Source organism: Pseudomonadales bacterium, from assembly GCA_041395945.1.
Classification (GTDB): Bacteria; Pseudomonadota; Gammaproteobacteria; order Pseudomonadales; family Azotimanducaceae; genus SZUA-309.
In genome coordinates, this window is record JAWKZN010000001.1 from 2471755 (window position 1) to 2485920 (window position 14166).

Sequence of the window (14166 nt, forward strand, 5' to 3'; positions counted from 1 at the left end):
TTTGGCGGGCAGCTCTGCTTGCGCACGGGTTTACCTGAATCAGGCGGCAGCAGTTTAGCGGTCCAGGGTTGGAATGCTTGCGGTTTTGTTGATCTGAACGCATCGGATGATCCGGAGTGTAAAACAGAGGATGCTACTGCCAGTTGAATGCGGTGATTTCCCGCATGAAGGCTTTTGCGGCTGGAGTCAGCTTCCGTCCCGGCATGTGAACCATGCGGACTTCACGAGCCACCTCCGGATCGACCAGGGGCCGGCTGAGGACACCCTGGTGGGTGATGGAGCATTCCGGCATGAACGCAAAACCCATCCCCGCCGCCACCATGGCTTGTATCCAGTCCTCGCGCTCGCTGCGGAAGTTTGCATAGAGCGTGATATCGCGCTGCTCGCATATACCCATGACCACTTCGCGCAGCTCGCAGGCCAGCCGATCGACGTAGTGTTCGTTGGCGACGTCCGCCAGGTTGATCGTCGTCTGATTCTTGAATCGATGATTGGGGGCGAAAACCACCAGGTAGCGTTCCGTATAGATCAGCTGCGTACGGTAACTCTCGTCGAATCCCTTAGGTGATGAAAGAACTGCGATATCCAGTTCATCGTCCTGCAGTTTGCGGTCGAGTTGTTCCAGCGTACCCACATGTACTTCGAGATCGACTCCCGGGTACCGGAGCTGGTACATGGCGAGGCAGTTCCCGATACGGTTCGGCCCGATGGTGGACATGACACCGACTTTCAGCGGTGCGCGATCCAGCAACCGATAACCCTTGGCGGTTTCCTGGGCCGATTCCATCTCGCTCATGATGCTCTCGAACCGTGGCTGCATCAGCTCGCCGAGTGAGCTCAGGTGGATGGTGCGGCCTTCCCGGTGAAAGAGCGGATCCCCGAGTTCCGATTCCAGCTTCCTGATAGCCACGGTCAGCGCCGGCTGGGTAACACCACATGCGTCGGCTGCCTTCGTGAAGCTGCGAAGACTGCAGACGCTCAGAAAGTATCTGACCTGATGAATCTCCACAAATATGCCCCACCGCAGACCCAGGAGACACGGGGGATAACAGTACCAAAAACCATAAACGCCGACTATCGAATGATAACCGCGGTTGCCTTGTTCGTGCTCGATCATCGCCAGAAACTCAATCGCACCAGACGCCAGGAGAGAAGCGCTGAATCTGCGCCCCTGAGAGTGCGTCGTGGCACGCGGAGAAGATGCAATGGAACATCCGAGTTATTGGTCCAGAAAGGTGCTGCTCACTGCACTGATTCCTCTCGTGCTGTACGGCTGCGGCGGTGGTGGGGGCACGAATGCGTCCTTGCCGCAGGCCGGGAGCGGTGGTCCGCCTCAGGTCGATCTGCTCGCCGGTGACCCCGGGGCGCTTGCTGTCCATGCGCTACCCGACGTTGAGCCGAGTGCCGTGCCGACCGCCGACATGGCCGGCGACCTGCTACTCACGCGCATTCGGCTCGTACTGGATCCGGGAGCAACCGTTGCTGAATTCAACGCCGCTGCCCGGGTTGCGCGCGCGATCGCGATCGCGAGTGCCTCGCCCGGGGCGCGTTCGGTCAGTCTCGCCATACCACGAATGGCGGGGGGTGCCGCGCTGCCTGCGCTGCTGGATGAGCTCGAGACCCTTCCGGGTATCACGGCCGCACTGCCTGCCCGGCAGTTCGCCGGCAGTATCCTTCCCGGTACGGAACAGGGCGGGGTACAGGCGCCGGATCAGCTGGCACATCTGTTGCCCACGCGATTCCCGGCCGCATGGAACGCGGCGTTTCGCGCGGACGGCACGCTGCTGCCAGCCGCTGCGGATTGCACTCCATCCGAGGCAACGGTACTCATCGCCGACCTTTTCGGGTCCGCGCCTCCGAACACGGGGAACCAGCTCGCGCCGTTCGCGAATTCGCAACGATTCGGTCGATTCTCCGCGGGTCCCGAGGACCACGGCTGGCAGGTCGCTGCCGTACTTGGCAGCGCATTCGATGATCTGATGCCCACTGGCGGTACGGCACTGCCGCAGTGCGTAGACCTGGTGCTGGTGGACCTGCTCGGTCTCGATTACATCGATGTCATCGACACCCTGCGCAGGGCGGTAAACGGTCAGCTCGCGTTTGCAAGGATGATCGTCAACCTGTCGGTTGGCTACAGCCTGAAGTTCTGTGGCCCGAATCTCGATGGTGTGTGCACGTCCGCAAATCTCGATGCAACGCCGCGGGCGATGCTCCAACGTGAAATCGAATCGCGGATCTGGGCGGCGATCGAGTGGAGGGCGATCACCAGCGATTCGCTGGATGCGCGGATGCTGCTGGTGCAGGCGGCCGGCAATGAGGCGGCCGAACGTCCCAGTAATGGCGGGCTGGGCCTGATTTATCCGGGAATCTCCGATGCCCGTGCAGCCTCGCCCGTGGCACTCGCCGGCCTGCTCGATCTTCCGGCTTTCGATACGTACTTTTCGCCCACCTCACTTCAGGCACGATGGATGTGGACGCACACGGCTCACCCCTCACTGCTGCTCGATGATGCGACGGTCGAGGGTTTCGGGACCGAGATTGCGGCGCGTCTGAACCGTATTCCGACATTCAGAAATCTGTTGGTGGTGGGTTCCACGACGACCGGCGCACTGCCCTCGGATCTGACCCGCAGCGCGTTCTCGAACGAACCCGCCACTCTGTACGCCGTGGGAGAGGAAGTGCCGGGACTCGGCGGCATACTGCTCGACGGAACCAGCTTTGCCGCGCCGCAGGTCGCCGCGCTTGCTGCCTGGCTCTGGTCTGTTTCGGACTACGAAGAACAGGGTCCGGTGCTGGAGACGGTCGATCTGATCAGGAGCACGTCGGTAGCGGACCGGCTGATCGATGCCTACGCGGCCACACTCGCCCTCGATGCTGTAGTGAACGGAACCGCGCCCGGTGTTCGGGAGGCATTGCTCGACGTCAATGGTGATGGTGCGTTCGACGAAGCGGATCTGTTTCGCTTCAACGAAGCCTACGGGCTGGACGATCCCGGCACGCCGACCATCCCGGAAAGCCGAGACTACAGTCGATTCGATCTCAACGGTGACGGGAGTACCGGAGGGATACCCACCGCAACGTTCGATCTCGATCGCAGCGGTCCGCCGGGAGCGGGTGGGATCAGTTCGGTAGACCGGGAAATCGAGGGTTATCCGATCACTTTCAACGAAGCCACCGTCTCCGATATCCAGATACTGTGCTACTACGCCTATTCGACCGTCTACGCCGGTGGCAGTCCAACTCCGGCGCAGGAAGCGGTGCGTACCGAACTGCTTGGACCGGAGCATTGTGCCGGCGTGAGGATGGATCTCGTACTCCCTTCGTCGATCTCCGGTAGTGCACAGATCGACATCAGGATCGAAAGACCCGACGGTAGCGGTGGCTTCCTTCCGGCCCCGGATCTGCTGCTCGATCTCGTCTCCTCATGCGGCGCACTCGCCGCCTCCAGCGGCCGCACCGATGCTTCCGGCGTGTTCTCCACATCGGTCGGGTCGGTGGAAGGCTGCAGCAGTATCTCGATTTCCGCTACCGCTCGGGCCGACCAAGGCAGCCAGCCACTCGCGCAGCGCACGGCGACGGCGAGGGTCAACGGCATCACATTCGGCGATAACGTGACCCTCTGCCGGCAATCGATGATTCAGGCGTTCAATGCGAGTGGCATCAGCACGGTCGTGGGAAATCTCTCGATCGAACGCAGGGAGTCCTGCCGTGAGGACGAAGAAGGGCCCGTGACCGAGACCGCGCTGAACGTCTCTCTGGCAGGGCTGCTGAGGGTGGGTGGTCATCTGACCATCGATGGTCCGGTGTCGGGAATCAGCGCATCCGGCCTTTCGGAAGTAGGAGGCAATTTCACACTGGCGGGCATCACCGGTTCGGCGAACCCCTCCTTTCCCGCACTTCTGCGCGTGGATGGCAGCCTCACCGTCAGCGAAAATACCGGATTGAGCGACGCAAACTACCCGATGCTCGAGTATGTGGGTGATTCTCTGTTCGTCGAGGGCAATGTCGGCATGACCACCGCGCGCTTCCCTCTACTGGAGCAGGTATTCACTGGCTGGGTTAACAGCGGCGGAATTTTCATCACTGATAATCCGAACATGATTGAACTTGCGATCGGGCCGGTGCGCATCAACACAGCAAACGGGGGATTGTTCATCACCGGAAACGCGGTGCTCTCGAGTCTGATGGGGGTCAGCTGCGAGCTCCGCGGCGGAGGCGTCTGGATCATGGACAACCCAACGCTGCCCGAAAGCGAGGTAGAGCGTTTCAGGGACTGCCTGCAGGAGGAGTGATCTGCCGGTGTGGCGTCAATAGGCTGGCGCAGTCCCGGCGAAAGCAGGCCTTACCGACAGACGATCGTAGTAGGCTGATAAACAATGGTTACCGGTGCGCCAGTCGTCTTCGGGATGACGCCAGTTTGCGTAGTCCAGGGCCGAAATCACCGCGATTGCTGCGAGCGTCACCCGATCAGCTTCATCGGTGACCAGTGCATCAAGTCGCCGGTAACATCGGTTGGCGCGGGTTTGCTCCCGATTGATCACGGCTGTAGAACGAAGCGCCTCTTCGCGCCGGTACTTTTCCATTGAGCGTACGAAATGTGAGTCCATGAGCACCGATGCTACGGATTCCAGCTGCAGAGCCTGCAGCAGATCCGCTTTTTCACCAGGCATGAGAATGCCGCCAGCGAGGTCGTTGAGATATCGGGTAATGATCAGAGATTCACACAGTTCGGTACCATCTTCGCAGACAAGCACCGGGATCTTCTGGCCCACGCTGATATCAGAGAGTTGCTCCAGGGACTCGACCGCGATCTCCTCGACCTGATCCATGAGTCCGCCTTCACGCACCGCCAGACGGGCCCGCCGGGCATAGGGCGAGTTTCTACTGAAATAAAGTTTGATGAGGTTCTCCTTGCCTGACTGAAAACTGACATCTTGAGACTGTCGCAGCTCTTGCCATGACCGCCGCAGTCTTCTATGGGGCGCATGCTCCCGGATCATATCAGTTCAATAATGGTGTGGTGGATGGCTTGTGGTTATCACACAAGTGACTTCTCAGATGTCACTCTGCAGCGAAAGAAGGAGCTGCAGTTCGACGCTGGCGGAAGGCCCCCAGCAGTCGGCCGTAAGTCGGCACAGGCGATTTCTCCTCGGCGGCGCGACAATTTGTCGCATTCTCGCGCGTGGCCCGTTTCGGCAGACTGGTATCCGACGTCTGCTGGCCATGGAAGACCTGATCGTGAATCCGCAACATTACGCGCTACTGTTCGCACTCCTCCCCCTCCCTGCTGCTGCCGCAGACACCGATACCCGGGCGCTGGAGGAACTGGTGGTGACCGGCGAACGCGTCGTGGAGCCCCAGGCAGTCGGCCGCCACGATCTCGATGCGGACAGTCTGTTCCGGGCAAGGCTGTCGTCGAGCGATACGGCGAAGCTGCTGCTGAGCGTTCCCGGTGTGCATGCCTCCAGCGCCGGTGGTGTTTCCAGCCTGCCCAGTGTGCACGGACTCGCCGACGATCGTCTGCGGATCAGGGTCGACGGTATGGATCTCATTGCCTCGTGCCCGAATCACATGAACCCGGCGCTCTCCTACATCGCTCCAGCACAGGTGGAGACGCTGAGCGTATTCGCGGGTATCGCACCGGTGAGTACCGGTGGCGACAGCATCGGCGCTGCCATCATCGCGGATTCCGCATCACCCGTCTTCGCCACAGCCTCCGGCGAGCGCCTCTTCCAGGGTGAAGCGGGCGGCTCCTACCGCAGCAATGGCGATGCCAGAACTGCAAACCTGGCGATGACCCTGGCCTCCGAGAATCTGTCACTGTCCTACAACGGCGTACTGTCGGAATCGGACAACTACACGGCGGGCGGTAACTTCAGGGATACGATTGAAACCGGACGTCAGGGTCATACATTGCCACGGGACGAAGTGGGCTCGACCGCCTGGAAGACGCGCGATCATATGGTGGGCCTGGCGGTAAAGAAGGATCGTCATCAGCTGCAGGCAACCTACGGCTACCAGGACATGCCTTATCAGCTGTATCCCAATCAGCGGATGGATCTGCTCGACAACCAGCAGCGGCGGCTCAATCTGCGTTACAAGGCCGATTTCGACAGTGTTCAGGTCGAAGCGGGCGGCTACCGGGAAACCGTCAATCATCGCATGGACTTCGGGCCGGATCGCCGCTACTGGTATGGCTCGAACTCCGGTATGGGCACGCCCTGCACACCCGTTCGCTTCTCCGGCGACCCCGACGGGACCTGTGCCGCCGGGATGCCGATGAACACGGAGAGTGAGACCCTTGGGTTCACCCTGCGCACCGATTTCAGGCTCCGGGACGACGGCGTGCTGCGAATCGGAACCGAGTATCAGACATACGAGCTCGATGACTGGTGGCCGGCTTCCGGCGGCGGCATGGGTCCCGGCACGTTCTGGAACATCCGCGACGGCGAACGTGACCGCGTCGCGTTCTTCGGCGAATGGGAATCGCGGATCGGCAGCCGCTGGGTCACATCGCTCGGTGTGAGATACGAGAACGTGAAATCGGATGCGGGTGACGCTGCGGGGTACAGCAGCGCAGTAAACGCGCCAGGGTTCCAGTATCGCGGCAGTACGTCGTTCAATGCGCTCGAACACGATCGCAACGACGACAACTGGAATGCAGCCGCTCTCGCTCGTTACGTCGCGACGGAGACATTCGAGCTCGAGTTCGGCTACGCGCACAAGGTTCGCTCGCCCAACCTGTACGAACGTTACACCTGGTCGACCTGGCCGATGGCCGCGTCGATGAACAACTTCGTGGGTGACGGCAACGGCTATGTGGGCAACCCGGCGCTCGAGCCCGAGCAGGCGGACACGTTCTCGGTTTCGCTCGACTGGCATTCGGCGGACAGGTCGCGTCAGCTTCGACTGACACCCTTCTACACGCGCGTGCACGACTACATCGACGCAGTGGCCGGGCCCTCGTTTGCAGACGATGCCTTCAACATCCTTTACTACACCAACGAGTCGGCACGGATCTACGGCTTCGATCTGTCTGCCCGCCTGCCGATCGTCCGGACCCGGGCGGGTGAATTCGGACTCGAAGCGGTCGTCAACTATACCGATGGCGAAAACCGCGACAGTGGCGACGATCTCTACAACATCATGCCACTCAACGTGAAGTTATCGCTCACGCACCAGTCCGGGCGCTGGGACAATGCAATCGAGCTGATAGTCGTCGCCAGCAAGGATAAGGTCTCCGACGTGCGCAACGAGATCGAGACACCGGGCTACGAACTGGTGAATATGCATCTCGGCTACGCCTGGGCGAATGTGCGTCTCGGTATATCGGTGGAGAATCTCCTCGACGAGAACTACGCGCTGCCGCTCGGCGGTGCCTACACAGGCCAGGGCATGACCATGAGCCTCAACGGCATTCCCTGGGGAATTCCGGTTCCGGGGATGGGCAGGTCCGTGAACGCGGGTATCATGTTCTCCTTTTGAAGGATCGCCGCGCGTTACCCGCGGAGAGCCCGCGGTTATACTGCCGGACCGGATCCGCATCGCGACCCATTCGTGCTGAACTCACCTTTTCAATCTCCGACCATGATCAACCTCCGCCGGCTGGTCGTGGTCAGGCTCGTGACCGTGGGCGCAGTACTGCCCGCGCTCGTGGTCTTCGGTCTGTGGCTCGGCTATCCGTTGCCGGTCCTGCCGCTCGCCGCAGTCATCGTCACCACGATCCTGATCACGCTGGCGGTAGCCGGGTGGTCCGCGCGACAGCCGGAGACCGCGGACAGCCGCGGGATCGTACTGCAGCTCGGCATCGACGTCGCGGCGCTCACCGGGGTGCTGTACCTGTCCGGTGGCTGGACCAACCCTCTGGTATCCCTCTACCTGGTGCCGGTCGCAGTGGCCGCCACCACGCTGTCCGCCACCACCACCTGGGTATTCGCCGGTCTGTGCGTGCTGGCCTACGGCCTGGTGACGCGCTTCTACGTGCCCGCGCTGCACGTGCATGTGGCGGAGGATACGGCCTTCACACTGCACGTGGCCGGAATGTGGATGACGTTCGTGCTGGCTGCCGGTCTGGTCGCCTACTTCGGCTCCAGCATGGCTGCGACACTGCGTGCCCGCGAGCGCGCGCTGCTGAAAGCGCGGGAGCGGAATCTGAGGAACGAGCAGATTCTCGGTGTGGCAACGCTTGCCGCAGGCACGGCGCACGAACTCTCTACCCCACTCGCCAGTATCAATGTGATCGCCGCGGAGCTCGAAGCCGCAACCGAAGGAGAGGTTCGGGAAGAGCTGCGCCTGTTGCTCGGACAGGTTGATATTTGCCGTGACGTGCTCGAACGTCTCCGCGAAGCCGCGACACCGACCCGTGAGCTGGTGCGGGGCGATCGCCTGCTGGAATCGCTGCGCGAGCGCCTTTCCCTGCTTCGGCCCACGATACGCACGCGTCTCGAGATGCGCGACACGGACAATGCACCGCTGCTCGACATCGACACGACACTGCGCCAGGCACTGCTGAATCTGCTCGACAATGCAGCGGACGTCTCACCGCAGGACGTGGTACTGGTGGGATGCTGGACACCCGACGCCGCCGTAATCGACATCCTCGATCGCGGACCCGGTTTTGGCAGGGCGTCGACAGTGCAGGGCAACGGCCTGGGTATGGGCTTCATGCTCGCGAACACGAGCATCGAGAGTGCCGGTGGTTCGGTGCACGCACTTGCACGGGAGGGTGGCGGCACCTGCATTCGGATACGTCTGCCCGCAATCCGACCGACAGAGGACGCCGCATGAACGATCCTGACGGACGCGAGATCCTGGTTGTCGACGACGATCATGTCTTCCGCTCCGCGCTCGGGCGGGCTTTCCGTCGCCGGGGATTTTCGATCCGCGAAGCGGATTCCGTGGCGGGTGCCAGGTCGGCGGTCACCGCCCGTCCACCGGATCTGGCCGTCGTCGATCTGAAACTTCCGGACGGATCCGGCCTCGAAGTCGTGGAATTCCTGCACGCCGGTTCGAAGTCGACGCGTATCGTGGTACTGACCGGATACGCGAGCATCGCCACCGCAGTAGAGGCGGTGAAGCTCGGCGCAACCAACTATCTGATGAAGCCGGCATCTCCCGACGAGATCCTGCGGGTGCTCGATGACACGGACCCGGATCCCCGGACACCCATCGCGAGTCCTCCCGTATCCGTGGGACGCATCGAATGGGAACACATCCAGCGCGTGCTCGCCGAACACGGTGGCAACGTATCCGCCACCGCGCGGGCACTGCGCATGCACCGTCGCACGCTGCAGCGCAAGCTGGCCAAGCGACCTTTGAAGGAGTAGGCAGACACCGCCGCAGCAGTCCGGGGAGACCCGGGGCATGCATCCATTCAGACGCTCAGCGGTTGCGGACAGACCGGCTCACTGAGCGGTCCCTGCTGATTGAGACGCTGGAGGTTACGTTTCGACGGGTCACTAATTCAGGGATAGCTGCCGTACGGTTTCAGACTGCTTTTCTTCCCCGATATCGTTTTACCAAGCTCCCAGATTGTGCCCAAGGCGTCCTGAGTAGAGAGATAAGTAAAAGCGGCTGCGCCGCCAAGAATTCCCGACGACTCGGGCTCTATCCCCTCCTCCGCCAGACTCATGAGGACCTCATCGTGGTCCTTGACTGCGCCGAAACTCACATGATGAATGCCTGGGCCATGCGCGTTGAGAAACTCCCGGTGCGTGCTGACGCCGTGTGTGGGTTCGAGCAGCTCGAACTGGAGATCTCCCAGGTTGGCGACCGCCGCCTTCAGGCCGAAATCAGAGTCCCTCACCGCAACCCCGTGCAGACGACAATCCGCCAGGTGCGGCGGCTGGAAGTGCAGAAAATGCCATGGCCCCACACCCAGAAGCTCCCAGTATTGCCGGGCAATCTGCTCGACGTCCTCGACGACGATGCCCACCTGCACGATTCTCTTGCCTTCAAGGTCTATGGCACCCGGTCCGTCGACCGGCCATGTCCCCCACGGCTTCAGATTAGGTGCGTTGTCTGGAGGTGCGGGCTTCACAATCTCGATGATGGTGCCCAATGCCTGCTGTGAGGCCAGATAGGTGAAGGTTGCAGCACCACCGATGAGACCCTGCATCTCAACACCGATCCCGGCATTGGCGAACTTCTCCACGGTCCTGTCATGGCCGTCGATGCCTCCGAAGCTCAGGTGATGCACGCCCTGCCCGTGCCGGTTCAGAAACTCCATGTGAGTGCTGGGGCCGTACATCGGCTGGAGCAGCTCAATCTGAAGTTTGCCCAGATTCGCGGTGGCGATCCGGACGCAGGCATCGACCTCGCCCAGGGCCTGATCGTGGAGCTGAATCTCCGTTGGTTCGATATCAGTAAACTGCCACGGTCCTGCGCCGAACAGCTTTGTGTACCGTTTGGCTGTCCGAACCACATCTCGAACCACGATTCCGACCTGTACGATCGGTTTTCCCTTCAGCTCTGCTATGGGTTCGCTGGGTGGCATCTATTGACTCCTGGTACTCGCGTTTCGCACTAGTGGGCTGCCTTGAGCATATTCACATAGCCGGCAATGAACACAGAGGGATTTTCGTCATCGACTTCGACGTTGACGATGGACGGCTTCCCACTGGCAGCAGCTCTGCGGATGGCAGGGAGAATTTCTTCCGGATCGGTGACTTTCTCTCCGTAGCCTCCCCACATCTCGGCCATCTTTTCATAGGCAAACATGTGTGGGAATTCCACGTTGATCGGCCCCCGCTCAGCGTACTCCTCCGGACGCGCATGTCGCTCGGCCAGGCCGATCATCCCCCAACCGGAATTGTTGGAGATCACACAAACGACCGGTATGCCCAGTCGAGCCATGGTTTCCATTTCCATTGCGTAAAAGGCAAAGCTGCCATCCCCCGTGTACCACAGCACCGGCTTGCGATTGGCCGCCCAGGCACCGATCACCATGGCCGGGCCGGTGCCAATCGTCCCATTGGCGCCGGTTTCATGGACCTGACCGGGACGGGTGACGTTGATTGCCGGCCGCATCCAGATTGAAGCCTCACCGCCATCATTGACGATCGTCCAGTCCGGAGCATCCTGTTCAAGAAAACGGCCCGTATCACCGGCGCACCGCGCGGGGTGGGCGGGCGTTTTCGTATCGCTGTATTCCGGCGGCAGACTGCTGGTATTCCCCGCCCTTGGCTTGCCGATCCAGGAATCGCCCGCTTTCGGGTTGCGCAGTGACTTGACTGTTTCAAGGACCTGTCTTGCCACCGGCCCGGCGCCACCGACAATACCAACATCGGCGCGCAGGTTGAAACCAATCTGCCGCATATCCGTATGCACCTGGATGATTCTGGCGTCCCCGGGGATCCCGGCACCGGAAGCCGTCCGGAAATCAAATCGGCAACCCACCGCAAGCACAACATCTGCACCAGCTGTGGCATCAGTATGCACCAGCGTATTTTCTGATTCGTTGCCGAACAGGCCGCGACAGTTGGTGCCGATGACGCCAACCGGCATCTTCAGGTAGTCCGAAAGCTCTGCGATCGATGCCGCATCATCCCCGATCGTCCACCGGGCACCTTCATCTACCAGCATCGCAGGCCGTTCAGCACTCGCCAGCAGTTGTGCAGCCTCCTGCACCAGAGCTGCGTCACCTCCCGGGATGGTTCGAGCACGCGAGGCAACCGGAAAGCGAATCTTCGCTTCATCAACCTTCGCATTGACCAGATCCGTTGGAATCTCCAGGTAAACCGGACCTGGGGTGTTGCTCATCGCCTGACGGCAGGCCATGGAGATGTATTCCGGAATGCGCTGCGCCCTGGTGAGTTTTCTCGCCCATTTGGAACAGGATTCCATCAGCTTCAGGGTTTCCATGTCCTGAAGGTCTCCGGCATCGCGTTTATCCTGGGCGACAGCACCACCGATCTGCAGCAAAGGGATATCCATCGATGCTGCTTCCATCATGCCTGCCGGGGTGTTTCCCACACCCGGGCCGGCCGTCGTCACCACCACGGCCATCTTCCCTGAAGTTCGCGTATAGGCGATGGCCGCATAAACGGCAGCACATTCGTGACGCACATCAATGATCTCGATACCCGCATTGCGCATGCCATAAAATATCGGCATCACATGACCGCCGCACAGGACGAACGCCTTCTCTATCCCTTCATTGGCCAGCGCCCTGCCTGCGAGTTCCCCGCCATCAACCATCGCCATCTGAATTACTCCGGTCCATCTTTTTCAGGCTATGGAATATCCACAGACTAACCCGGAAGTAACTAGGCAACTTCACCTATTGTGCTGCTGGAAGTGTATACGGTGAGCATCGAGACGGTGAGCGTGCCCGGACGAACGTCGCACGACTGATCGCGGTTGCTGCTGCAGGTGTGCGGGCGAGTGTTGCTCATACCCGAGGAAGGATAGCCTGCGACAACGCGGACTGTCTGTCTGCATCCGACAATCGACAACCGAAAAAAAAACCCGCAGGCGGGGTTTTTCCGCAGACCGAACTGCTTCTTAAAAAAGCGGATCTACATCATGCCGCCCATATCCGGCATACCACCATGCTGATGGCCTTCATCATCCACCGGTTGCTCGGCGACCATCGCTTCCGTGGTAATCATCAGGCCCGCAATGGATGCGGCTGACTGCAGGGCTGTTCGCACGACCTTCGCCGGGTCGATGATCCCCATCGCGACAAGATCCCCATACTCATCTGTGGCCGCATTGTAGCCTTTGGTGCCTTTCATCGATCGCACCTTGTCCAGCACAATCGAGCCTTCAACTCCTGCATTTGTGGCGATCTGACGCAGTGGCGCACTCATCGCACGCATCGCAATCGCGATACCGACGTTCTGATCTTCGTTGTCGCCTTTGACCTTGCTCACTGCATCCAGGGCGCGCACCAGAGCGACGCCGCCGCCGGCAACTACGCCTTCTTCAACAGCAGCGCGGGTGGAGTGAAGAGCGTCTTCCACACGGGCCTTTTTCTCCTTCATCTCTATTTCGGTTGGCGCTCCGACCTTGATCACGGCAACACCACCAGCCAGTTTGGCAAGACGTTCCTGCAGCTTCTCGCGATCGTAGTCTGAAGTAGTGTCTTCGATTTCAGCACGCAGCTGCTTGATACGGCCTTCGATGGCGGATCTGGAACCGGCCCCGTCGACGATGGTGGTGGCGTCCTTGGTCGATGACACACGCTTCGCTGTACCGAGATCCTCCAGTTTGGCGCCTTCCAGGGTCAATCCCACTTCTTCGGAAATCACCGTAGCGCCGGTCAGGATGGCGATGTCCTGCAACATCGCTTTGCGGCGATCGCCAAACCCGGGTGCTTTGGCTGCGGTGACCTTGACGATACCCCGCAGGTTGTTCACCACCAGCGTGGCCAGCGCATCCCCGTCGATATCTTCCGCCACCACCACGAGCGGCTTGCCTGATTTGGCGACGGCTTCGAGGATGTGCAGCATGTCGCGGATCTTTGAGATCTTCTTGTCGTAGAGAAGAATGTAGGGTTCTTCCTGTTCGGCAGCCATGGTCTGCTGGTTGTTGATGAAATAGGGCGAAAGGTAGCCGCGATCAAACTGCATGCCTTCCACCAGTTCGAGCTCGTTTTCGAGTCCGGTGCCTTCTTCTACAGTGATTACGCCTTCCTTACCTACTTTCTCCATCGCATCGGCAATGATCCTGCCAACGGATTCGTCACTGTTCGCTGAGATGGTGCCGACCTGAGCAATGGACTTTGAGTCTTCGCAGGGCGTGGCGATCGAGCCGATGTGCGCTACTGCCGCAGCAACCGCCTTGTCGATTCCGCGCTTGAGATCCATGGGGTTCATCCCCGCAGCGACCGATTTCAGACCTTCCTGGAGAATGGCCTGGGCCAGCACCGTGGCTGTCGTGGTGCCGTCGCCTGCCTCATCAGAGGTACGACTGGCCACCTCTTTGACCATCTGCGCGCCCATGTTTTCGAATTTGTCTTTCAGCTCTATGGCTTTCGCAACGGACACACCGTCTTTCGTTACTGTCGGCGCACCATAGGACTTTTCCAGTACCACATTGCGTCCTCGCGGGCCCAGCGTGGCTTTAACCGCCCGGGCCAGGATGTTCACGCCATTGAGCATGCGATCGCGTGCGTCTTGCCCGAACTGTACGTCTTTAGCACTCATGCCTGATTCCTTGTAA

Annotated in this window: 9 protein-coding genes; 4 read left to right on the forward strand and 5 right to left on the reverse strand. The window is 60.6% G+C overall.

Annotated features, from left to right (window positions below; all coding sequences use genetic code 11):
• Positions 1 to 133: 133 nt before the first annotated feature.
• Positions 134 to 1117: a LysR family transcriptional regulator gene (locus R3E82_11430; protein MEZ5551494.1), complete on the reverse strand. Its 984-nt coding sequence runs from the start codon at positions 1115 to 1117 to the stop codon at positions 134 to 136.
• An 88-nt stretch (positions 1118 to 1205) separates the two neighbouring features.
• On the opposite strand from R3E82_11430, the gene R3E82_11435 reads away from it, so the two are divergent.
• Positions 1206 to 4292: a hypothetical protein gene (locus tag R3E82_11435; GenBank protein MEZ5551495.1), complete on the forward strand. Its 3087-nt coding sequence runs from the start codon at positions 1206 to 1208 to the stop codon at positions 4290 to 4292.
• A gap of 15 nt (positions 4293 to 4307) precedes the next feature.
• Here R3E82_11435 and R3E82_11440 read toward each other — a convergent pair whose 3' ends face one another.
• Entirely contained in the window at positions 4308 to 5000 is a 693-nt protein-coding gene (locus tag R3E82_11440) for a glutathione S-transferase family protein (protein ID MEZ5551496.1), read from the reverse strand.
• Positions 5001 to 5238: 238 nt separating this feature from the next.
• On the opposite strand from R3E82_11440, the gene R3E82_11445 reads away from it, so the two are divergent.
• The 3 genes from R3E82_11445 to R3E82_11455 all read left to right on the forward strand — a co-directional run bounded on the left by R3E82_11445 (position 5239) and on the right by R3E82_11455 (position 9326).
• Positions 5239 to 7485: a TonB-dependent receptor gene (locus tag R3E82_11445; GenBank protein MEZ5551497.1), complete on the forward strand. Its 2247-nt coding sequence runs from the start codon at positions 5239 to 5241 to the stop codon at positions 7483 to 7485.
• Between the two features lie 102 nt (positions 7486 to 7587).
• A complete protein-coding gene (locus tag R3E82_11450) occupies positions 7588 to 8787 on the forward strand; it encodes an ATP-binding protein (protein MEZ5551498.1) in 1200 nt (399 codons plus the stop codon).
• Positions 8784 to 9326 carry a response regulator transcription factor gene (locus tag R3E82_11455; GenBank protein MEZ5551499.1) on the forward strand — a complete coding sequence of 181 codons (543 nt, stop codon included), beginning with the start codon at positions 8784 to 8786 and terminating at the stop codon, positions 9324 to 9326. Before R3E82_11450 ends, R3E82_11455 begins: the two co-directional genes overlap by 4 nt.
• A gap of 137 nt (positions 9327 to 9463) precedes the next feature.
• Here R3E82_11455 and R3E82_11460 read toward each other — a convergent pair whose 3' ends face one another.
• The 3 genes from R3E82_11460 to groL all read right to left on the reverse strand — a co-directional run bounded on the left by R3E82_11460 (position 9464) and on the right by groL (position 14150).
• Positions 9464 to 10495, reverse strand: coding sequence for a VOC family protein (locus R3E82_11460; GenBank protein ID MEZ5551500.1), 1032 nt, complete (start codon positions 10493 to 10495; stop codon positions 9464 to 9466).
• A gap of 29 nt (positions 10496 to 10524) precedes the next feature.
• Positions 10525 to 12204, reverse strand: coding sequence for a thiamine pyrophosphate-binding protein (locus R3E82_11465; protein ID MEZ5551501.1), 1680 nt, complete (start codon positions 12202 to 12204; stop codon positions 10525 to 10527).
• Between the two features lie 314 nt (positions 12205 to 12518).
• Complete coding sequence (groL, locus tag R3E82_11470) at positions 12519 to 14150, reverse strand: chaperonin GroEL (protein ID MEZ5551502.1); 1632 nt, start codon at positions 14148 to 14150, stop codon at positions 12519 to 12521.
• Positions 14151 to 14166 lie beyond the last annotated feature (16 nt).